Source organism: Brucella oryzae (genome assembly GCF_041929965.1).
In the GTDB taxonomy this organism is placed as follows: domain Bacteria; phylum Pseudomonadota; class Alphaproteobacteria; order Rhizobiales; family Rhizobiaceae; genus Brucella; species Brucella oryzae.
The window spans coordinates 1-20,619 of sequence record NZ_JBHEEO010000007.1; the positions used below are offsets into that span (position 1 = coordinate 1).

Consider the following 20,619-nt stretch of genomic DNA (forward strand, 5'->3'; position numbering starts at 1 on the left):
ACGTTCTGAATCTGGGACGTTCCGTGAATCTGAGGTCATTTTGACCCTGCCGGAGGTTTGTCAGCAGTCTGAGGCGGGCTTTTAGCCCGCCTTTCTTTATAAGATCGCTTGTTTGATCAAGATTCCAGATACTTGCTGGGATTGACTGGAGCCGAATTCTTGCGCACCTCGAAATGCAGCTTCGGAGATTTTGCGTTGCCGCTCATACCCGATTTTGCAACTTCTTCGCCGCGCCGAACCTTTTGTCCACGCTGAACCAGTATCTGACTGTTGTGACCGTAAACGGTAACGAGGCCGTTGTCGTGGCGGATCAGAACAGTCTGACCGAATTCCTTGAGACCGTCACCGGCATAGATGACAACGCCATTCTCAGCCGCCTTCACCGATGTCCCTTCCGGGACCATAATGTCGATGCCGTCGCTTACAGACGTGCCTTCACGCTGACCGAAGCTTGCGAGAATACGGCCACGCACTGGCCAGCGCATTTGGGAAATGCCAGTTGAGGAAGGCGCTGCCGCCTGATCCTTTTCGGCATCCTCGATCACCTTGTTGCTCGCCTGTGGTGGCGTGTAAGGCTTCACATCGGCATTGGCGGTCGGCGCAGTGGCAGCCTTGGCCGGATTTTCCGGCTGCTGCGAAACTGCTGCAACCTGTGTTGCATTGCCCGCTGCGGCAGACGGAATAAGAAGCGCCTGACCGACGCGGATAGCGCCATTTGACAGACCGTTTGCCTTCTTCAACTGCTCGACAGGAACGTTGTGCCTCTGCGCGATGGAGAAGAGCGAATCGCCGCTCTTAACCGTGTAGGTGCCGTTCGGCGCTGGCGGCGTTGTGGCATTTGCACCGGCCGAAGCCATATCGTTCGCCGAAGGCTTCTTGCCGTTGACAGCAGGTGCCTGCGGCACGACTGCGATATTGTTATCAGTCGGCCGCGGCATGGTTGGGTTTGCCGGAAGCTGGCCGAGAACCTTTTCCTGCGCACCGTTTACGGTATTGCGCGTGGAGGTGGCCGCGCTGGCGACTTTGGTTTCAGCGGCATTGACCGTGTTGTTCACACGGTTTGCGGCCATGTCCTGCGCCTGCCCAACCTGATTTTGAATGTTATTGGATGCCGCTGCGACCGGAGCCTGAACCGACTGCCGCGCCGCCGCCATCGGCGCTGAGGACACTGGCGGCAATGAATTGCGCTGAACGGAACCGCTCGAAGCGGGAGCTACGGGAGCCGCAGATGCATAAAGATCGCCAGCCGGCTGCTGTGCGACACGCTGACTGGACGTAGAGCCCGTACTGATACCATCAGTGAAGCGCATCGTATCGGCACTGCACCCGGCACCAAAACCGGCAATCAGAACGATCGCGACATTCCGCAGAAGACGTTCAGACGTGTGCTGCAAAATTTGTAAACGCATGTTCAACTCGCCCATACTCGAAACTCAGTAAGGTGATTAAAACGCGTTAATGTTACTCTCTGGTTAAGAACGGCAAATCTTCGAAAAAAGATTCACCAATTAAATACCATAAGCGCACAAAGCGACCGAAAGCCCTCCCCGCTGCTGCCGAAGAGAGCCTGATAGTCATCATTTTGACGAATCGATACGCCGCCGTTCACAGAACGGAAGAGACACCTTCGATAAAAGGCTGATAACGGACCGCCATCAGGTCTTCCTGTTCGAATCGGCTGCCGACCTTGGCGATACGGGTCATGACCTGCGGGCCATCGCCCGGACCAATCGGGGCGATCAGCACGCCATGCGTTGCCAGAAGATCAACGAACTGACGTGGCACTTCCTCGAAGGCGAGCCAGATCAGAATACGATCGAAGGGGCCGCCGGGCATTCCATGACGGCCATCGGCATGTTTGACCATGATGTTTTCGCGCTTCAGCGACACGAATTGCTGCAAGGCGTGGTCGCAAAGCTTGCGATAGCGCTCAACGGTCGTGACGCGACCGGCAAGCGAAGACATGACTGCCGCGGTAAATCCGGAACCGGTCCCGATCTCGAGTACACGATGACCGGGCTCCAGCTTGAGTGCGGCTATAGCCCGAACCTGATCGTCGATGCCTTCCATATACTCGCCGCAGTCAAGCGGCGCAGTACGCGAGCTATAAGCAAGATGCGACCAGGAAGATGCGAGGAAACTCTGGCGGGGCGTAGCTTCAACGGCCGCGAAAAGACGCGGATCGTCAATCCCGTATCCACGCATCCTCATAACGAAGGACGCAAATCCTTCCTTGTCCGAAAGCCGTGGGCGCTCAGACGCTGCCTGCCTCATGCTTCAACCCCAAGTGCTGCGCTCAATTCTGCCCGAACCTTATGCGCGGTCAGATCGAGGTGCAACGGGGTGACCGAAATGCAATCGGAACGGATAGCTGCTATATCGCTGTCGTCAGCCACCGGAGCCTTGCCGCGACCGAAATGCAGCCAGAAATACGGGAAGCCGCGTCCGTCACGGCGCTCATCGAGCCGGGCGTCATGGCTGAGTTTACCCTGGGCTGTGACGCGCACGCCTTTCACTTCCTCCGGACCGCAATTCGGGAAATTCAGGTTCAGAAGTACCCCTTCCGGCCAGCCTGCCGCCATCAGCTTTTTTATAAGGTCTGGGGCATGGGTTTCAGCCGTTTCCCACGGCACGATACGGCGGTCACCCTCATATTCATATTCCTGCGACAGCGCGATGGCTCGCACACCGAGCAAGGTTCCTTCCATCGCACCGGCGACGGTGCCCGAATAGGTCACATCGTCAGCCATGTTCGCCCCGGAGTTGACACCGGAGAGGACGAGATCAGGCGCCCCCGGCAAAACATGGCGCACGCCCATGATGACGCAATCGGTCGGCGTGCCGCGCAATGCAAAATGGCGTTCATCGATCTGGCGAAGGCGGAGCGGTTCCGACAACGTCAACGAATGCGCTAGGCCGCTCTGATCAGTTTCCGGGGCGACAACCCATACATCATCGGAAAGTTTGCGTGCGATCCGTTCCAGAACTGCGAGGCCTTCAGCGTGGATACCATCATCGTTCGTCAGCAGAATTCGCACGTCGTCACTCCTTCATTAAGGCTGTCAGTAATTTCGATTCACGCAGCTTTCTCTATCCGCGTGAGGCCGCCCATGTATGGCTGCAATGCTTCAGGAATATGAATGCTACCGTCTTCTTCCTGATAATTTTCCATGACGGCGATCAGGGCACGACCGACGGCGACCCCCGAACCGTTCAGCGTGTGCACGAAACGGGTCGATTTCTCGCCTTCCGGACGGTAGCGGGCATTCATGCGACGCCCCTGGAAATCACCGCAGACCGAGCAGCTTGAGATTTCGCGATAAGTGTTCTGGCCGGGCAGCCATACTTCGATGTCATAGGTTTTCTGTGCGCCGAAGCCCATATCGCCGGTGCAGAGCACGACGGTGCGGAACGGCAGACCAAGCCGCTTCAGCACTTCTTCAGCACAGGCAGTCATGCGCTCATGCTCTTCAATCGAGCTGTCCGCATCAGTGATCGACACCATTTCCACTTTCAGGAACTGGTGCTGACGCAGCATACCGCGGGTGTCGCGACCGGCAGAACCCGCTTCCGAACGGAAGCATGGAGTCAGCGCCGTGTAGCGCTGGGGAAGCGATTTGGTTTCGACGATTTCATCGGCAACCAGATTGGTCAGCGGAACTTCAGCGGTCGGAATGAGCCAGCGACGGCTTGGATTGTCCGCCAGACTAAACGAAACTCGCTCTGGTGACTTGATCATAGATCTAAGCCAATCAAGTATCTCAGCCGGGCTTTTATTGGGTTCGCGAGCGATGGCTTGCTGGGCTATGTCCCAAGCTGCATCAAGCTGTTCCTTCAAATCCCGTTCTTGATTCTCTTGATCCGCGGTTCGGAATAAGTCTTCTGAGAATTTGGGCAGTTGGCCCGTGCCATAAACCGCCTTGTCATTTACCAATAGCGGCGGCATCGTTTCGGTATAGCCATGCTCCATGGTGTGCAGGTCGAGCATGAACTGACCGAGCGCACGTTCGAGACGCGCAAGCGGTCCCTTCAACACGGTAAAGCGCGAACCTGCGAGCTTTGCGGCACGCTCGAAATCCATGTAGCCGAGTGCTTCGCCCAGCTCGAAATGTTCCTTCGGCTGGAAGGAAAAGTTACGCTGGTTGCCGATGCGACGAATTTCGACATTGTCGCTTTCGTCCTTACCGAGCGGTACGTCTTCGAGCGGAATATTGGGAATGGTCGACAGGGCGTCGTTCAGTTCCTTGGTCAGGCGGCGTTCTTCGTCCTCAGCCTGCGCAAGAAAATCCTTCAACGCGGCGACTTCGGCCTTCAGCTTGTCAGCCGTTGCGGCATCCTTTGCGGCCATGGCCTTGCCGATTTCTTTCGAAGCGGCGTTGCGGCGCTCCTGGGCGGCCTGAACCTTGCCGACATATTCGCGGCGTTTTTCATCCAGCGCCATCAATTCGGACGACAGCGGCTGAGCCCCACGCTTAGCGAGCGCTTTGTCGAGGGTTTCAGGGTTTTCGCGAATCCATTTGATGTCGAGCATGGGAAAAGCCGTTTCGTGAAATTGAACAGAAGCGAGGCCGCACAACCTGCGACCTCACAGAATTATCGTGACAAATCAGGACGATGAAGCGTTGTTTTCAGCGTCGGAAGCTTCCTGCGCCTCATCCCGCTTCTTCTCGATCATGCGAGCCACGATGATTGAAATCTCGTAGAGAAGGATCGTTGGCAAGGCAAGGCCGATCTGGCTCGCCGGGTCCGGTGGCGTCAGGACAGCTGCAACGACAAAAGCGATGACGATCGCGTATTTGCGCTTGTCTTTCAAGCCAGCCGAGGTGACCAGTCCGACACGGGCCATAAGGCTCGTGACCACCGGCAACTGGAAGACCAGACCGAAAGCGAAGATGAGCGTCATAATGAGGCTCAGATATTCCGACACCTTCGGCAGGAGAGAAATCTGCACTTCGCCGCTGCCGCCGGTCTGCTGCATTGCGAGGAAGAACCACATCACCATCGGCGTGAAGAAGAAATAGACGAGCGCGCCCCCGGTCAAAAACAGGATCGGCGATGCGATCAGGAACGGCAGAAACGCCATGCGCTCATGCTTGTAGAGGCCAGGAGCCACGAACTTATAAATCTGCGCGGCGATGATCGGAAAGGCCAGAACGACGCCACCGAACATGGCAACCTTCACCTGCGTGAAGAAGAATTCCTGCGGCGCGGTATAGATCAGTTCTGCTTTCGAGCGATCCATACCAGCCCAGTCGAGCGCCCATTGATAAGGCACGACGAGCAGGTTGAAGAGCTGTTTTGCGAAAGCGAAACAGAAAATAAATGCCACGAAAAATGCCAGAATTGCCCAGATCAGGCGGCGGCGCAGCTCGATCAGGTGCTCAAGCAGAGGCGCTGCGCTCTGTTCGATTTCGTCCTCGTCGCGTTTCACGCTTTGGTTCCTGTCTTCTTCGTGGTCTTCTTGGCAGGTGCGACCGCAGCAGCCTTGGCTGTTTCCGGTTTCGCCGCTGCGGGCTTTTTGGCAGCGGGCTTTGCGACGGAAACCGTCTTAGAAGCTGCTTTCGTTTTGGCTGCCTTGGCTTCGGTCGCCTTATTCTCCGCCTTTGGAGCAGCCTTGCGGGTGGTTTTCTTCGGCGTTACGGCTTTTTCCCCGGCTGGCTTCACAGCAGGCGGAACCGGTGCGCCATCGGCATCAACCGGCGTCGTCACTTCGGCAACCTTTTCAGGCGTCGCCGGAGACATGGAAGACGTGGATTGAAGGCCGGAGCGCAAATCCTCGCCTGCGCTTCGAATCGGATCAAATACCTGCGTGATCTTTGAACGTGGGTCGAGCTTGCGGGTTTCATCGATGATGTTCTTGACGTCGTCCAGCTCAGCCTCTTTCAAGGCTTCGTCGAACTGCTGCTTGAACTCATTGGCAGTTGCGCGCATACGCGCGGTCGCCTTGCCGAATGCCCTCAGCATCTTCGGCAAATCCTTGGGACCGACGACCACGATCATCACGATCGCAATAATCAGAAGTTCAGACCAACCGATGTCGAGCATATTCTTGATACCCCGCGCAATTCGCGCGCGCGTCCCGTCTTTCGGCGGAAAACCGCACTTGTAAATGGCAAAATATGCTGCGCGCGTTCTCCCGCGCGCAGCATGCTTTATCCGTCAGATCAGGACTTGGTGGTTTTCTTGACGTCGTTGACCGTCTCGTCAGCCTTGGCGTCGATCGTACGACCCGAATCCCGGGCTTCATCCTTGGCGTCTTCGTCGGACATGCCCTGCTTGAAGTTCTTGATGCCCTTGGCAACATCACCCATCAGCTCGGGAATCTTGCCGCGGCCAAACAGAAGAAGGACAACCGCCAGGACGATCAGCCAGTGCCAGATGGAAAAGCTACCCATTTTATTCCTCTCATTGCCGCGAATGCGCGACATGTTCCTGCAATGCCAGTTACGATTTAAGCGCTTTCAACAAATCTTTCAAACAGAAGTGTGACAGTGAACGGCCCTGCGGCAAATAAAATTCAACAGAAAGGCCAGACTGAGACTATTCACCGCGCGGCGCGAGCAAGCCAAGGCTTTCCAGATCGATATCTTCGAGCGGCTCTTCGTCTTCTGTCAGCTCATCCGGATCGATATTCGGCACCGGAACGGCAAAACTCGACGGCATACGTGCAGAAAGCAGCCCTGCCCCGCGCAGCTCTTCCAGTCCCGGCAAATCGCGGATTTCAGGCAGGCCGAAATGGTCGAGAAACGAATCTGTCGTCCCGTAAGTAACCGGGCGGCCAGGCGTCCGGCGGCGACCGCGCAATTTGATCCAGCCGGTCTCCATGAGAACGTCAAGCGTACCCTTCGATGTCTCCACGCCGCGGATATCTTCCAACTCAGCGCGTGTAACCGGCTGGTGATAAGCGATGATAGCCAGCACTTCCATCGCCGCGCGAGACAGTTTGCGCTGCTGCACGGCTTCCCGGCTCATGAGAAAGGCGAGGTCCGGAGCGGTACGGAACGCCCAAGCGTTGCCGACCCGAACAAGATGCACACCGCGCGTTTCATATACTTTCTGCAGATGCTTTAAAACTGGTGCGACGTCCACATTGGCTGGCAGGCGTTCTGCCAATGCGCGTTCGGAAACCGGCTCGGAGGACGCAAAAACAATGGCCTCCACAATGCGTGCAAGGTCAGCAAGCCCCTGTGTCGAGACAGAATTTTCTGTTTCGATCTGATCGTCGTCACTATCGATTTCGGCCAGATTTCGACGTTCCGCCTCAGACATCCTCGTCCTCATCCAATTCGCTGATATCCCCTGTCGCCCGGATATAGATCGGCTCGAAAGGAGCGTTTTGCCTGACTTCCAGCTTGCCTTCGCGCACAAGTTCGAGACTGGCAGCGAAGGAACTCGCGAGTGCCGAAGCTCTTTCTCGCGGCGAAAGCGCATAATCGATCAGGAAACGGTCGAGAGAAATCCAGTCCCCCACAGACCCCATCAAACGCTCAAGCGCCACGCGTGCTTCTTTCAATGACCAGACCGCCCGCTTGGCGATCTGCACCTGCGAAACGGACTGTCGCTGCCGCTGCGAAGCATAGGCGGTGAGAAGGTCGTATAATGTCGCAGAAAACTGGCTGGTCCTGTCCACCATGACCATTTCCGGCATGCCCCGCGCAAAGACATCCCGCCCCAGCCGATTACGATTGACGAGTTTTGCCGCCGCATCGCGCATGGCTTCAAGTCTCTTCAAGCGGTAATGCAACGAAGCCGCCAGTTCTTCGCCGGTTGCTCCATCATCGCCCGGCTGTTTGGGGATCAGCAGCTTCGACTTGAGATAGGCAAGCCACGCCGCCATGACGAGATAGTCGGCTGCAAGTTCGAGGCGCAAGGCGCGTGCCTGCTCCACGAACACCAAATACTGCTCTGCGAGCGCCAGAACGGAGATGCGGGCAAGATCGACGCGCTGACTTCGTGCAAGATGCAGCAGCAGGTCGAGAGGGCCTTCAAACCCCTGCACATCGATGAGAAGCGACGGCTCGCTTTCACTGCGCTCGGAATCGCCCTGCCACAGCGCATCCATCGGCACGAGCGTGCCGTCTTTGCCGTCTGTGTCTGCTCCCGATGCCGCCAAACCCGTTTCCCTGCTGATGAGGTTCACCGGCGGATCAATCCGCCGATGATGTCAGTTTACCAATTTTTGGCGATTACGCTATCAGTTCGAACATGGCGTTGAATTCTGCGCGCAGTTCATCCTCATCGGAAAGATCGGGGTCACCCGCATAGACTTCCGCCAGATCGGCACGGCGCTTCGCCTTGCCTTCAAGAACCGGCACACGTGCTGCAACCTGCTTCAGTTCTTCCATCACGCCCGCGCAATAGAGAACCATATCGCAACCGGCACCGATGATGCCGTCTGCAATATCGCCAAGCCCACCCGAGAGCGCCTTCATGGAAATGTCGTCGCTCATAACGAGACCGTCAAACTCGATGACATCGCGAATGATCGTATTGATGACGGTCGGCGACAATGTGGACGGACGCTGCGGATCAATGCAATCGAACACGACATGCGCCGTCATTGCCATCGGCAGGTCATTGAGCGCCTTGAACGGCACAAAATCATGCGCAACCAGTTCATTCAGTGGAACGGAGACGCGCGCCAGCTCCTTGTGCGTGTCGGCAAACGCTCGGCCATGCCCAGGCATATGCTTGACTACAGGCAGCAATCCGCCGGCGAGCAAGCCTTCAGCGGCAGCTCGTCCCATTTCGGCAACCGCATGCGGATTCTTCGAATATGCTCGTGCACCGATGACATCATGCGCGCCTTCGACAGGTACGTCCAGAACCGGCAGGCAATCCACATTAACACCGATTTTCAGCAAATCGAATGCATGGAGACGCGCATGAAGCCATGCTGCACGCAGACCGGCCTCGCGGTCACGCGCATAGATCGCACCGACTTCCGAGGCCGAAGGATAGTTTGGGACGAGCGGCGGGCGAAGGCGCTGCACACGACCACCTTCCTGATCAATGAAAACCGGCGTCTGATCCCGGCCCGTCAAGTCGCGCATGTGAGCCGTCAGCTCTGAAACCTGTTCCAGACTTTCGACATTACGCGCAAAAAGAATAAAGCCCCAAGGTCTTTCATCGCGGAAGAACGCGATTTCGTCCTCGGTAAGTTTCGTTCCCGACACACCGGCAATCCATGCCTTGCACTCTTTCATGCGCTCTTCCCCAAAATGGTCTGGAAATGCTGTTCTCAAACAACCCTGCCCCGGTGTAACTGAAAAAATCGGAGCTTGGTAGTGGACCATGAAAAAGGGCGACCGAGGCCGCCCTTTCAATGTTCAATATTCGATCAATTACTGCGTCACGAAGCAGCTGCCGCCTGCGGATTTGAGACGTCCGCAAAGTGCGGATGCATCTTCCTTGGAGCCGCCCTGAACGCGGACACGATAGTAGGTGCCCTTGCCCGGAATATCGGCGCGCTTGATATCGACGCTGCGGCCACCGATCACGTTGCCATACTTCTGGGCCATGTTGGCGTAAGATTTCTGTGCCAGTTCGGCAGATGGCTGCGAAGCGATCTGGATGAAATAGCCCCCCGCACCTGCCGCCGATGCCACCTGAGGTGCGGCTGGCGCCGCCGGTGCCTGCTGCGTACGCTGCGGAACATTGCCAACGATATTAACCGGCTGTTCGGCGGGGCGTGACGGCACCACCGGTGCACGGACAGGAAGACGTGGTGCTTCTGCAGTCGGCTGAGGCTGTTGTGCCTGCGGGGCCGGTGCCGGTGTTTGCGCAGCCGGCTCTACAGGCGCATTGCCAGCCGCAAGCGCAGCAATTTCATCGCCAGCGGCGGGAGCCGCCGGCTGAGCAGTATTTGCCGGAGACAGCTGCGAAGCGGTTTCCTCCGGCGCTGACGAAGGCTGAACGATAGAACCATCCGGACGAACGATCATGGTTTCCACTTCGCGCGGCTGAACCAACGGCGCATTGTGATTCGTGTTTTGATTCTGGGCCGAAGCATTATTCGTCACCGGCGGCTCATCTGGCGTATTGTCCGCCATGTTCGCACTGTCATCCGTGCTGGAAATATCGACCGGCTCTTCACCGGACGTAATCAGGGACTTTTGTTCCGGATTGTTCGGCAATGTACCGGCAACCCGATCATAAACGGCCTTGTCCTGATTCGGCACCGTGGCGCCGCCCGGATTTTCAGGCTGCACCTTGATCGGCTGATTGTCGGCACGAATCACGACCGGTTCGCTAGAACCGCCACCTCCAAGGAAATGATAGCCGATCCCGCCAAGAAGCACCGCCACACCGGCCACGCTGGCCAGAATGAGGCCGCGACGGCCCCGAACCGGACGATTGCGATAGGCCTCGGCAGCGCTGCCAAGATCGTCTTCCGCCTGCATCGCAGCGCGTTCGCCATAGTCGCCGCCTTCCAGGGTCTGCGCGCCTTGGGCTGCCCAATGGTTATAGAAGTCGTCTTCGTTGCCCAGGGAGTTAGAGGCTTTCGACTGCGCTGCAGTCTGGGGTATCGCCTGAGGTGTCGCCTGCGAACGGCCATACGTTCCAGCTGTCGCGGCTGCACCGACGCCCATTGCGGCAGCACCTAGAGCGGCACCGACACTGGCGTCCGAATTCGGCAGATAGGTTGAGGCGCTTTCGCGGAATATATCTTCAAAAGCCCTGTCGGCTTCGCTTTGTGCGTCGGTTTTCGCCGATTCATCCACACCAACCGTGTTAAAGACATCGGCAAATTCTGCTTCGAGATCAGTCAGACCTGCATTGGGCTCTTCTTCACCGTAATTGATTTCCGGCAAATCGAGGGAGTGCGTCTGCTCGACCTTCTCGTCGGCCACGCTCAATGTTTCGACTTCGGGTGCCGGAGCAGCACTGACCGCAGCCGTATGAGCATCGCCGAACTGCGAAAAAGAAGCCGGGGACGGTCGATAGTCATCGTCCGAACGGACCGCATGCGCATAAGCGGCGGTTTCGTCGACTGTTTCCGCACTCAGATCGAGATCGCTTTCAGTGAAGAAATCATCTTCGCTGAACGCATTCGCATCCTGCGCGCTGGAAACATCCCCCGACGGCTCGAAACCGAAATCGTCTTCCGAAAGACTGATCTCAGCCAGCTCAGGAAGATCGTCCTCTGTTCCTTCAGCATCAATTGCAGCCGGGTTTTCCTCAAGATCGAACGAAAAATCGTCATCGAAGGAGAAATCGTCTTCATCATCGAGCGAAGGAGCCGATTCTGCAACCGGCGCATAATCAGCCCTTGGTGCTGTCGCTACCGCATCCTGTCCTGCAACTCCCGACGAGAAATTGCTTCGCGTGTAGTACGGGTATCCCGCCGGAACCGTCTGGGGGGCGTAGGCTTCGATTGGCGCAACCGGTGCAGCAGCCGGAGCCTCATCATCATAAGCCGCCTCATCAAGCTGCAAATCATCGAAATGGAAGTCTTCCAGCTCCGGCACATCCTGATGCCCGGTATTCTGCACCGGCGCCGTATCGTGCTGAACATTTGCCGCTTCCGCGGGCGCAACACGGGAGAAATAGGTGTTATCTTGAGTCACAGGCTGCGGCTCGTCGCCGAACAGGAGATTTTCCAGTTCGTCCTCAAGCGAAACCGGCGCTGCGACGGCAGCATAGGACTGCTCTGACGGCTCAACTGGCTGAACGTTCCAGTCATGCTGACGCGCAGGCGGGTAAGCCTCTTCTTGCGGCTCAATCGCTGGCTGATAGATCGTCGGATCGTAATCCGTTTGATCGATATGAACCGGCTCGACTGTTTCGCGGCGACCGTAGACCGACGGCGACGAGGCATACGCTTCCTCATTCGAATCGCGCGCAGTCGAATAATCGTTGTAGTCGAATTGCGGTACAGGTTCGGTACGGTCAGCTTCTTCAAACTCAAGCGTTTCAAATGATGGCGTATCCAGTTCAGGCGCCTGCTCATCCTCGCTTAACTGAAGATCAAGCTCGTCTTCCAACGCCGAAGCAAGTTCTTCCTCATGAATCAGAGGCTCATCCAATAGATGGGAATCATCTTGCACGGGCATCGCTGCCAACTGTGACTGATCCGCAGGCTGAGAATAATCATTGAAGTCACCGAGCAATTCGCGCTCCAGATCCAGCGATGGATCGAAGCCCGGCTCTGTTCGGTTGTCTTCAAAGTAAGGGCGGCGCTCATTCCAAGCGACGTTGTTATCAGCAGGCGTGCCGAAGTCCATGATCCGCGACAGTTCCATCAGTGGATCGTCTTCGTGCAACGGACGCTCGCCGTAATTACGGGGATTTGCACTGCTGTCCGTCATAGCGTGTTCCTAACTCAAACCCTGGACGTCGCAAGACGTCTCCATACATTGCTTTTTAGCGAGGCAATGTGGGCAAAAGTTGACGGAAGTTTCCTGCGCCAGAAGGAAGACCAATGACTTGCGTTCATTATGGCCTTCCACCTGTTCGACTTGTCAACTTTTGCCTTCAATCAGTCTTTCGACCTGAAAAGCTTTGTGACAGTCGCCTGATCTCCGAAGTCATCTCGAACCGCATATTGCGACCGCTACAGCCGCGGAGATCATTCTTCGAGTATAATCCGTTCTAAACGGCGTTCACCTTCGAACTACACTCTAGCGCATTTCCGTTGGAGCATCCGCACCGATTATCATCAATCCGGAAGTCAGCACATCGGAAACAACCTGTACCAGCCCTAGCCTGGCTAGTGACAAGTCTGGATCGTTAACCTTAATAAAACGTAAGTCCGGGTTCTCTGTGCCTCTATTCCACTGTGAATGGAACGCGCTGGCGAGGTCATAGAGGTAGAACGCAAGCCGATGCGGCTCCTGATGAATAGCCGCAGCCTCGATCAGACGCGGATATTCGGCCAGCTTGCGAACGAGCGCAATTTCGCTTTCATCGGTCAGCTTGTCGAAATGCGCAGCCATGCTGACTCGGTCGAGATCGGCAAGCCCGAGCTGATCGACAGCCTGCCGGAAAACCGAATGGCAACGTGCGGAGGCATATTGCACGTAGAAGACCGGATTGTCTTTCGACTGCTCCGTCACCTTGGCAAAATCGAAGTCCAGCGGCGCATCGTTCTTCCGGTAAAGCATCATGAAACGAACCGGATCACGACCGACTTCATCGACCACGTCGCGCAGCGTGATGAACTCGCCTGCCCGCTTCGACATGCGCACAGGCTCGCCGTCGCGGAAGAGCTTGACCAGCTGACAGAGCAACACCGTCAGCTTCGCCTTACCGTCGGAAACAGCCTTTGCAACCGCTTCCAGACGCTTGACATAGCCGCCATGGTCGGCGCCCAGCACATAAATCATCTCGTTGAAGCCGCGGTCGTACTTGTCCTTGAAATACGCCACGTCGCCAGCAAAATAGGTGAAAGAGCCATCCGACTTCACCAGCGGGCGGTCGATGTCGTCACCCACTTCCGTCGAACGGAACAAGGTCTGCTCACGATCCTCCCAGTCTTCCGGAAGCTGACCCTTCGGGGGAGGCAGCTTGCCCTTATAGACATGACCCTTGAGCGTCAGATCGTTGATTGCATTGCGAATCGCCCGTGCATGATCCACATGCAGTTTCCGCTCCGAAAAGAACACATCATGATGCACGTTGAGCGCATCGAGATCGGCACGGATCATTGCCATCATGGCGTCAATGGTCCGATCCTTTACGAGAGCAAGTGCTTCGGCTTCCGGCATTTCCAGAAGCTTCGTGCCAAACTCCTTGGCAAGCTCCTGCCCGACCGGAACGAGATAGTCACCGGGATAAAGACCCGCCGGAATCTCGCCGATATTCTCGCCGAGTGCTTCACGGTAGCGCAACATGACGGACCGCGCCAGCACATCGATCTGTGCGCCCGCATCGTTGATGTAGTATTCCTTGACCACATCATAGCCTGCAAACTTGAGCAGATTGGCCAGAACGTCACCCACGACAGCACCACGGCAATGGCCGACATGCATGGGACCGGTCGGGTTTGCCGAAACATATTCGACATTGACCTTCGATCCCGCGCCAAGCTTGGAACGACCGAAATCCGTACCTTCGTTCAGCATCGCGGAGAGTTCGCGCTGCCAGTAGGTAGCCTTCAGACGCAGATTGATGAAGCCTGGACCGGCGACATCGACAGTTTCGACATCTTCGTCCGTGGCAAGAGCCTCGGCGATACGACCGGCGAGTTCACGCGGGTTCTGGCCAACAGCCTTGGAAAGCACCATTGCAGCATTGGTTGCAATATCGCCGTGGGAAGCATCTCGTGGCGGCTCGACACCGATGCGCGAAAGGTCCAGTTCGCCACCGTCTTTCGGTTTCAGATCAATATCTTGCAACGTCTTTTTGATACGTGCGTCGAAATCTGCAAAGATATTCATGGTCTGTCCTGTCAGGCTTACGCCGGGCTTTGTTTTACCGCATTATCCAACGCAAAACCGCTTCGCACTTTTGCTGGAAATGCTCTGTTTCGTCGCATTGTCCAACGCAAAACCGCTTCGCACTTTTGCTGGAAATGCTCTAAATTTCCTGCGGAACCCGGCCAGTCTGCCGGAAATGCCGCTTCGTTTGGCCCCGATTAAGCTAAATCGGGTGTGCGGTCAAACAATCGTCGGTGTTCTCGCACGGCATAATTGTCAGTCATCCCGGCAAGATAGTCGGCAACCCGCCGCGCTCGCGCCGCTTCATCGAGCGTCTCGCAGCCCGACTGCCATTCCGGCGGCATGATCGACGGGTCGGCAAAACAGGCATCGAAAAGATCCTGCAAGATCTTGTCGGCGGCGTGCCTGCGCACCACGACGCTGTCGTGGAAATAGAGGTTCTTGAACAGAAACCGCTTCAGCACCTTCTCTTCGGCGCGCATGGCATCGGAAAAAGCCACAAGCGCGTGCGACTGTCCGTGCACCTCTTCCACGCTCTGCGGGTTTGCCGCGGCAAGACGGCGCTGGGCCTCTTCGATTACATCTTCCACCATGATGGTGATCTGCCTGCGCACCAGTTCATGACCGGTGCGAACGGGATCGAGATCGGGATAGCGCGCCCGAACAAGATCGAGCAGGCGTTTTGTCAACGGCACTTCGTCCAGTGCATCGAGGCTCAAAAGCCCGGCCCGCAGACCGTCATCGATATCATGGGCGTTATAGGCAATATCGTCGGCAATGGCCGCGCATTGCGCTTCCAGACTGGCAAAGCGCGTCAGTTCCAGATCATAGCGTTCGTTGAAATCGAGAATCGGCAACGGAACCGGGACATCCGGATGCGTCGCATGAGCGCCCAGCAAAGGCCCATTGTGCTTGACCAGACCTTCCAGCGTTTCCCAGGAGAGGTTGAGCCCATCGAAATCGGCATAGCGATGTTCGAGCTTGGTCACGATCCGGAGCGACTGCGCATTGTGATCGAACCCGCCGAAATGCTTCATGCGTTCGTTGAGCGCCTCCTCACCGGTATGGCCGAAAGGTGTGTGGCCAAAATCATGGACAAGCGCCACCGCCTCGGCCAGATCTTCATCGAGCCGCAATGCACGAGCCAGCGCACGCGCAATCTGGGCGACCTCTATCGTATGCGTCAGCCGTGTGCGGTAATGATCGCCTTCATGCGCGATAAAAACCTGCGTCTTATGCTTCAGACGACGAAATGCCGTGGAATGAATGATACGGTCGCGGTCGCGCTGGAACGGCGTGCGGGTCGGGCTTTCCGACTCCGGCACCAGACGTCCACGGCTTCGTGCAGGATCACAGGCATAGGGCGCGCGTTCGCGATAACCGAAGCCTATTCCTTCCAGCGACATTGCGATGCATCCTTCACTGTAATATGATTACACAAAACTGTTGCGAACATTGACTTCCGCAGTTCGCGTTCATAGCTATCAGCTAATCATGAAGGCAAGTATGCGGCTATCGGAAATCTGGAAAATCGCCCGGTTCGATATTCGCAATTGCAAACGGAACAAGGCAGATGACAGGCATTACCGTTTCAGATTCCGCAGCAAGGCGGATCGCCAAGATTCTCGGATCGGAACCGGGAAAGACTGCCCTTCGCGTTTCTGTCGAAGGCGGCGGGTGTTCCGGTTTCTCCTATAAATACGATCTTGTCGATGAGCAAACCGACGACGACATCGTCATCGAGAAGCTCGGCGCCAAGGTGCTGATCGATTCCATTTCGGTTCCCTATATGGACGGCTCGGAAATCGATTTCGTCGACGATCTGATGGGACAGTCGTTCCAGATCCGCAATCCAAACGCCACTTCGGCTTGCGGCTGCGGAACCAGTTTCGCCATCTGATCGGCGCGCACGAGGTCGAAATTCAAAACCGGCTGCCATGGGGAGCCGGTTTTTTCATGACTGCCGGAAAACAACAAGCCTCAAACCTTGACCGAAGCGACCGTCGCCTCAATGTGGTCCACCAAGGCATCCGGCAAACCGAGGCGACCAGCCAGCATATCCAGATATCCGCGTTCAGCCCGGTTATCCGGATCTATTGCAAGACGCGAAGCCGTATAAAGCTCGACCTTCTGCTCTTCAGTCTGTGCGGCTGAAACCAGAACATTGAGATCGACAGGATCGGCAAGTTCCTTTTCAAGGAAGGCTTCCGCCTCATCGTCGAGACCTGAAATCTTCACCTTCTCCATGATGCGAGCCCGCTCGGCGTCATCGATATGACCATCGGCTTTGGCGGCAGCAATCATCGCCTGCACAAGTGTCAGCGCGAAACTGTTGCTCATGGCTGGAGATTGCGGGTGGAACGGAGAATCGGCCGGAGGCGGCGGAAGCAGTTCAGGCTCCTTCGCAACCAGCTGTTCAGCTTCCTGCGGTGCCTGACCGGACTTATAATTCTTGTAGGCGAGATATCCCAATCCGGCGATGGCAGCAATGCCACCCACTGTCGCCACATTGCCCGCGAGCTTGCGTCCGGTCTTGGTGCCAAGGATGGCGGCGGCGATAGCGCCTGTCGCAAGCGGGTTCTTTTTTGCAAGATCGGTCACCTGCCCGGCCTTGTCGCGGACACTTCCCGACGTACCAGGTACTTGTGATCCCAGAAACTGTTCGAGAAGTTTCTTGGCGTCGAACATTCGGATATCTCCTGTTTGGCTCCTGTCCAGAGCAAATAGGAATGCAAAACCGCCAATACAAATAGTCTTGCGCCGAAATATCCGCGGATATTGAAATTGTGGTCGATGAAAAGCTGTGGCGCGCGATTGCGTGCTGCTTGCCCTCACCTCGCCAAGCGCATAATCATAGCGATATGAAAATCGCGACCTGGAACATCAACGGCGTCAAAGCCCGCATCGACAACCTCCAGCACTGGCTGAAGGAGTCCTCGCCCGATATCGCCTGCCTGCAGGAAATAAAATCGGTCGATGACCAGTTTCCGCGTCTGGAGATCGAAGCGCTTGGCTACCATGTGGAAACCCACGGTCAGAAGGGCTTCAACGGCGTCGCGCTTCTGTCCAAGAAATCACCGGATGAGGTCAACCGTGGCCTTCCGGGTGATGATAGCGACGAGCAGGCGCGTTTCATCGAAGGCGTCTACTCGACGGACAAAGGCGTTGTTCGTGTTGTTTCGCTTTACCTGCCGAACGGCAATCCGGTGGACACGGAGAAGTTTCCTTACAAGCTTTCGTGGATGCAGCGGCTTGAACTATGGGCGAAAGATCGTCTTGCCCTGGAAGAGCCTCTGGTGCTTGCCGGTGACTATAACGTCATTCCCGAGCAGGAAGATGCAAAGAACCCCGGCCAGTGGGTCGGCGACGCGCTCTTTCAGCCCCAATCACGTCAGGCATTCCGCAGGCTTGAAAATCTGGGCTTTACCGATGCGATCCGTGCGTCAACCGACGATGGTGGAATTTACTCGTTCTGGGATTATCAGGCCGGTGCCTGGCAGAAGAACAACGGCATCCGCATCGACCATCTGATGCTGTCGCCGGAGGCGGCCAATCGCTTCATTTCAAGTGATGTGGAAAAGCATGTCCGCGCCTGGGAAAAGCCGTCCGACCACGTGCCGGTAACGATAACGCTTTCGGCCTGAGAAATGCCCCTACCTCAAAACAGCAATCAGAAATCGCCTTTGGTGACATAGTCACTGGAGAGAGCAACCGCATTGCGGCGGTCCGCTTCACCCGCAATCGAGAATGCCTGTTCCTGCATATCGCGTATCCACGGGCAATCTTCGGTCGGGCAGCGTTCAAAAGCTGCCGTCATCATGGCAAGGCCACGAACGGTTTTCCCTGCCTGAAACAGCATGTTGCCGAGCATGGCCTGCGCTCCAGCATTACCCTTCTTGGCTGCGAGCTGAAACCAGCGTGCGGCCTGAACGGAATTGCGTTCTCCACCGTCGCCATCAAGCAGCATCTTGCCAAGCTCGAACTGGGCCGCTGAATCACCGAAATTCGAGGCAGCCTGCACATAAAGATTGCGCGCCATGCCCGGATTGGCATTGACCGGCGAGCCGGGAATACCGCGCTTCACATAGCCTGCAAGCGCCACGAGGGCATCAGCCACATAGGAGTCGTTCTCCGATCCCGGCTCGGAACCTTCGCGAACGATTTTCTCAAAAATCTTGTAGGCTTCGTAGTCATTCTCCGGCACGCCATCGCCATCGGCGTACATGCGGGCCAGTTTCCACTTTGCGCCTTGATGGCCGCGATCTGCAGCATAGCGCAGCGCCTTGATCGCCTCATCCTTGTGACCGTTCTTATATGCAGAGAAGCCGAACTTGAAGAGTTCGAACGGACTTCTCGACTTTTCGGAATCGTCATTGAGATCGAAAGCAAAGGCGCTGTTACAGGCAATGGCCAAGCCGAGAGCCATAGCAAGGGCGCTATATGAAAAACTGCGGATACGCATCACAACGCTGGTCTTTCACATTCAGTGGAGGAAACATTCATGGAGGACAGAATGCACGCTGTTTTGGTCAAGACTGAGACCCGATCTTGGCCGAAAAAAGCCTTACCATCATGGGAAAGAATAAAGGGCGCGTGAACAGGGTTGATCCTGTTCCCAATCCGTTTGCTGTGCAACAACACGCCCTTCGTCATTCCTGCCTATCCTGCTGGAGCTTACCGGCTCCCAATGGTTCGACGGCTTCTGCCTTCCCTTGAAGCGGTGACGCCTGTTTGTGGCGGGAAATGGGCAAAATGTGCCAGAGCTCTTTCTAGCCTAAAGCAACGGTAAAGACTGTTGCTAATTGACAACAAACTGACTGTTGTTCTGATCAACAATCTGCTCTTGTTGACGCAAAGGACAAGAGTTCGCAGTCTGCCGCAAAATCAAGGACGCCAGGGAATCGGGAAGCCACCTATGAGCAAATACCGTCGTCCTCACAGACGTCCCTACCGACCTGCCCGCAAAAGCAATAATATAAATTTTCGCAGTATCTTATTGACGATATTACTCTTTTCCGTCCTCGTCGCGCTTATCGCCTATCTGCCGATCCCACCAGCTCCCAAAGAAGCTTTGAACGGGCCGGCCTATGTCATCGACGGCGATACTGTGGTCGTTGGCAAGAGACATATACGGCTCAAGGGGATCGACGCGCCGGAGATGCAACAGCAATGCGTCCGGGCAGGAGCCGCTTATGACTGCGGCAAGGAAGCTCGCAACATCTTGCGGGCCAGAATCAGCAGGTCTTCGATTCGGTGCGAGACGGAGGGGCGGGATCAGTACAGTCGCGATCTGGCGCGCTGTTATCTCGGTGAAACCGATCTCAACCGCTGGATGGTCGAACAGGGCTGGGCCGTCGCCTACGGCGACTATCAGCGTGAAGAAAGAGACGCCCGCAGTAACCAACGCGGCGTTTGGGCAGGACAGTTCCAGCAACCGTCTCTATGGCGCAAGCAACATCGCAATGAGGAAACGGCCCGGCAATCCGACCGTCGATCACTGCTGGGTGTGATCGACGAAGCCTTTACCTATATAAGAGAGCATATCCGGACTTTAATCGAAATGATCCTGCCCCGAAACTGATAGAATTCGCCGATACAATTCATGGAAAAACCAGACACGCTCAGTCAGTCGATCCGGGCCTGCCGTATCTGCCGCGACACCCCTGAATTTCCGCCGCCCCTTCCGCACGAGCCCAACCCCGTCTGTATCGTCTCTGATACAGCGAAAATCGCTATTTGTGGCCAGGCTCCCGGCATTCGCGTGCACAACACTTCCCTGCCGTTCAACGACCCGTCTGGGGATCGCCTGCGGCAATGGCTCGGCGTATCACGTGAAGAGTTTTATGATCCATCACGCTTCGCCATCATTCCGATGGGCTTCTGCTTTCCCGGCTATGACAAGCATGGCGGCGATCTTCCACCGCGCCGCGAATGCCGCCAGACTTGGCATGACCGTGTTTTCGCGGCGATGCCGCAACTGGAGTTCATTCTGGTCGTCGGGCAATACGCCCTGGCCTATCACCTGCCCGACTATCGAGGCCGCAATCTGACTGAAACCGTCAAGAACTGGCGGCATTTCATGGAGACACCCAATCCGGCGGGTCGAATCGCGCTGCCCCTGCCGCACCCTTCCTGGCGCAACAGCGGCTGGCTCAAGCGCAATCCATGGTTCGACGCTGAAGTTGTGCCTGTTCTTCAGGCAAAAGTGCGCGACATCATCCGAGACGATAAATAATTT

Annotated in this window: 19 protein-coding genes and 1 pseudogene; 4 read left to right on the plus strand and 16 right to left on the minus strand. The window is 56.4% G+C overall.

Features of this window, described 5'->3' with window-relative positions:
• Positions 1 to 116 precede the first annotated feature (116 nt).
• From dipM to JNC70_RS09015, 14 genes and pseudogenes are all read right to left on the minus strand, one after another.
• Positions 117 to 1,424 (minus strand): cell division endopeptidase DipM, encoded by a 1,308-nt coding sequence (gene dipM / locus JNC70_RS08950; protein ID WP_104754102.1) that lies wholly within the window; start codon positions 1,422 to 1,424, stop codon positions 117 to 119.
• A gap of 181 nt (positions 1,425 to 1,605) precedes the next feature.
• On the minus strand, positions 1,606 to 2,274 hold the full coding sequence (locus tag JNC70_RS08955) for a protein-L-isoaspartate(D-aspartate) O-methyltransferase (RefSeq protein WP_104754101.1): 669 nt from the start codon (positions 2,272 to 2,274) through the stop codon (positions 1,606 to 1,608).
• Positions 2,271 to 3,038 (minus strand): 5'/3'-nucleotidase SurE, encoded by a 768-nt coding sequence (gene surE, locus JNC70_RS08960; protein ID WP_104754100.1) that lies wholly within the window; start codon positions 3,036 to 3,038, stop codon positions 2,271 to 2,273. Before surE ends, JNC70_RS08955 begins: the two co-directional genes overlap by 4 nt.
• A 38-nt stretch (positions 3,039 to 3,076) precedes the next feature.
• Positions 3,077 to 3,739, minus strand: a complete 663-nt coding sequence (serS, locus tag JNC70_RS08965; protein WP_510185728.1) for a serine--tRNA ligase — start codon at positions 3,737 to 3,739, stop codon at positions 3,077 to 3,079.
• Positions 3,740 to 3,859: 120 nt separating this feature from the next.
• Positions 3,860 to 4,531 (minus strand): annotated as a pseudogene (locus JNC70_RS08970) (serine--tRNA ligase); the annotation flags it as partial.
• Between the two features lie 75 nt (positions 4,532 to 4,606).
• Entirely contained in the window at positions 4,607 to 5,431 is an 825-nt protein-coding gene (gene tatC, locus JNC70_RS08975; RefSeq protein ID WP_104754099.1) for a twin-arginine translocase subunit TatC, read from the minus strand.
• Positions 5,428 to 6,045: a Sec-independent protein translocase protein TatB gene (gene tatB, locus JNC70_RS08980; RefSeq protein WP_104754098.1), complete on the minus strand. Its 618-nt coding sequence runs from the start codon at positions 6,043 to 6,045 to the stop codon at positions 5,428 to 5,430. Before tatB ends, tatC begins: the two co-directional genes overlap by 4 nt.
• Before the next feature lie 119 nt (positions 6,046 to 6,164).
• Positions 6,165 to 6,395, minus strand: a complete 231-nt coding sequence (locus tag JNC70_RS08985; protein ID WP_006466664.1) for a twin-arginine translocase TatA/TatE family subunit — start codon at positions 6,393 to 6,395, stop codon at positions 6,165 to 6,167.
• A gap of 145 nt (positions 6,396 to 6,540) precedes the next feature.
• Positions 6,541 to 7,269 (minus strand): SMC-Scp complex subunit ScpB, encoded by a 729-nt coding sequence (gene scpB / locus JNC70_RS08990; protein WP_104754097.1) that lies wholly within the window; start codon positions 7,267 to 7,269, stop codon positions 6,541 to 6,543.
• The gene (locus JNC70_RS08995; RefSeq protein ID WP_104754096.1) at positions 7,262 to 8,113 is read right to left on the minus strand and encodes a segregation and condensation protein A; all 852 of its coding nucleotides are present in this window, start codon (positions 8,111 to 8,113) and stop codon (positions 7,262 to 7,264) included. Before JNC70_RS08995 ends, scpB begins: the two co-directional genes overlap by 8 nt.
• Before the next feature lie 73 nt (positions 8,114 to 8,186).
• Positions 8,187 to 9,206 (minus strand): beta-N-acetylhexosaminidase, encoded by a 1,020-nt coding sequence (gene nagZ / locus JNC70_RS09000; protein ID WP_104754095.1) that lies wholly within the window; start codon positions 9,204 to 9,206, stop codon positions 8,187 to 8,189.
• A 138-nt stretch (positions 9,207 to 9,344) separates the two neighbouring features.
• On the minus strand, positions 9,345 to 12,311 hold the full coding sequence (locus JNC70_RS09005; protein WP_104754094.1) for an SPOR domain-containing protein: 2,967 nt from the start codon (positions 12,309 to 12,311) through the stop codon (positions 9,345 to 9,347).
• Positions 12,312 to 12,623: 312 nt separating this feature from the next.
• Positions 12,624 to 14,381 (minus strand): arginine--tRNA ligase, encoded by a 1,758-nt coding sequence (gene argS / locus JNC70_RS09010; protein WP_104754093.1) that lies wholly within the window; start codon positions 14,379 to 14,381, stop codon positions 12,624 to 12,626.
• A gap of 197 nt (positions 14,382 to 14,578) precedes the next feature.
• Complete coding sequence (locus JNC70_RS09015) at positions 14,579 to 15,787, minus strand: deoxyguanosinetriphosphate triphosphohydrolase (protein WP_104754092.1); 1,209 nt, start codon at positions 15,785 to 15,787, stop codon at positions 14,579 to 14,581.
• A gap of 167 nt (positions 15,788 to 15,954) precedes the next feature.
• Between JNC70_RS09015 and erpA the strand changes: the two genes are divergently transcribed.
• Positions 15,955 to 16,281 carry an iron-sulfur cluster insertion protein ErpA gene (gene erpA, locus JNC70_RS09020; protein ID WP_104754091.1) on the plus strand — a complete coding sequence of 109 codons (327 nt, stop codon included), beginning with the start codon at positions 15,955 to 15,957 and terminating at the stop codon, positions 16,279 to 16,281.
• A gap of 80 nt (positions 16,282 to 16,361) precedes the next feature.
• Here erpA and JNC70_RS09025 read toward each other — a convergent pair whose 3' ends face one another.
• Positions 16,362 to 17,069, minus strand: coding sequence for a tellurite resistance TerB family protein (locus JNC70_RS09025; protein ID WP_104754090.1), 708 nt, complete (start codon positions 17,067 to 17,069; stop codon positions 16,362 to 16,364).
• 173 nt (positions 17,070 to 17,242) lie between these two features.
• On the opposite strand from JNC70_RS09025, the gene xth reads away from it, so the two are divergent.
• The gene (xth, locus tag JNC70_RS09030; protein WP_104754089.1) at positions 17,243 to 18,025 is read left to right on the plus strand and encodes an exodeoxyribonuclease III; all 783 of its coding nucleotides are present in this window, start codon (positions 17,243 to 17,245) and stop codon (positions 18,023 to 18,025) included.
• Positions 18,026 to 18,051: 26 nt separating this feature from the next.
• Here xth and JNC70_RS09035 read toward each other — a convergent pair whose 3' ends face one another.
• Positions 18,052 to 18,843, minus strand: a complete 792-nt coding sequence (locus tag JNC70_RS09035) for a tetratricopeptide repeat protein (protein ID WP_104754088.1) — start codon at positions 18,841 to 18,843, stop codon at positions 18,052 to 18,054.
• A 453-nt stretch (positions 18,844 to 19,296) separates the two neighbouring features.
• Between JNC70_RS09035 and JNC70_RS09040 the strand changes: the two genes are divergently transcribed.
• Positions 19,297 to 19,962 (plus strand): thermonuclease family protein, encoded by a 666-nt coding sequence (locus tag JNC70_RS09040; protein ID WP_104754087.1) that lies wholly within the window; start codon positions 19,297 to 19,299, stop codon positions 19,960 to 19,962.
• A 12-nt stretch (positions 19,963 to 19,974) separates the two neighbouring features.
• The gene (locus JNC70_RS09045) at positions 19,975 to 20,616 is read left to right on the plus strand and encodes a uracil-DNA glycosylase family protein (RefSeq protein WP_104754086.1); all 642 of its coding nucleotides are present in this window, start codon (positions 19,975 to 19,977) and stop codon (positions 20,614 to 20,616) included.
• The last annotated feature ends 3 nt before the right edge of the window (positions 20,617 to 20,619 follow it).

Excerpts from the sequence above, each read along its gene's own strand:
- dipM (WP_104754102.1), bottom strand. The coding sequence starts at position 1,424 with ATGGGCGAGTTGAACATGCGTTTACAAATTTTGCAGCACACGTCTGAA.
- JNC70_RS08955 (WP_104754101.1), bottom strand. The coding sequence starts at position 2,274 with ATGAGGCAGGCAGCGTCTGAGCGCCCACGGCTTTCGGACAAGGAAGGA.
- serS (WP_510185728.1), bottom strand. The coding sequence starts at position 3,739 with ATGATCAAGTCACCAGAGCGAGTTTCGTTTAGTCTGGCGGACAATCCA.
- tatB (WP_104754098.1), bottom strand. The coding sequence starts at position 6,045 with ATGCTCGACATCGGTTGGTCTGAACTTCTGATTATTGCGATCGTGATG.
- JNC70_RS08985 (WP_006466664.1), bottom strand. The coding sequence starts at position 6,395 with ATGGGTAGCTTTTCCATCTGGCACTGGCTGATCGTCCTGGCGGTTGTC.
- scpB (WP_104754097.1), bottom strand. The coding sequence starts at position 7,269 with ATGTCTGAGGCGGAACGTCGAAATCTGGCCGAAATCGATAGTGACGAC.
- nagZ (WP_104754095.1), bottom strand. The coding sequence starts at position 9,206 with ATGAAAGAGTGCAAGGCATGGATTGCCGGTGTGTCGGGAACGAAACTT.
- JNC70_RS09005 (WP_104754094.1), bottom strand. The coding sequence starts at position 12,311 with ATGACGGACAGCAGTGCAAATCCCCGTAATTACGGCGAGCGTCCGTTG.
- argS (WP_104754093.1), bottom strand. The coding sequence starts at position 14,381 with ATGAATATCTTTGCAGATTTCGACGCACGTATCAAAAAGACGTTGCAA.
- JNC70_RS09015 (WP_104754092.1), bottom strand. The coding sequence starts at position 15,787 with ATGTCGCTGGAAGGAATAGGCTTCGGTTATCGCGAACGCGCGCCCTAT.
- erpA (WP_104754091.1), top strand. The coding sequence starts at position 15,955 with ATGACAGGCATTACCGTTTCAGATTCCGCAGCAAGGCGGATCGCCAAG.
- JNC70_RS09025 (WP_104754090.1), bottom strand. The coding sequence starts at position 17,069 with ATGTTCGACGCCAAGAAACTTCTCGAACAGTTTCTGGGATCACAAGTA.
- xth (WP_104754089.1), top strand. The coding sequence starts at position 17,243 with ATGAAAATCGCGACCTGGAACATCAACGGCGTCAAAGCCCGCATCGAC.
- JNC70_RS09035 (WP_104754088.1), bottom strand. The coding sequence starts at position 18,843 with ATGCGTATCCGCAGTTTTTCATATAGCGCCCTTGCTATGGCTCTCGGC.
- JNC70_RS09040 (WP_104754087.1), top strand. The coding sequence starts at position 19,297 with ATGAGCAAATACCGTCGTCCTCACAGACGTCCCTACCGACCTGCCCGC.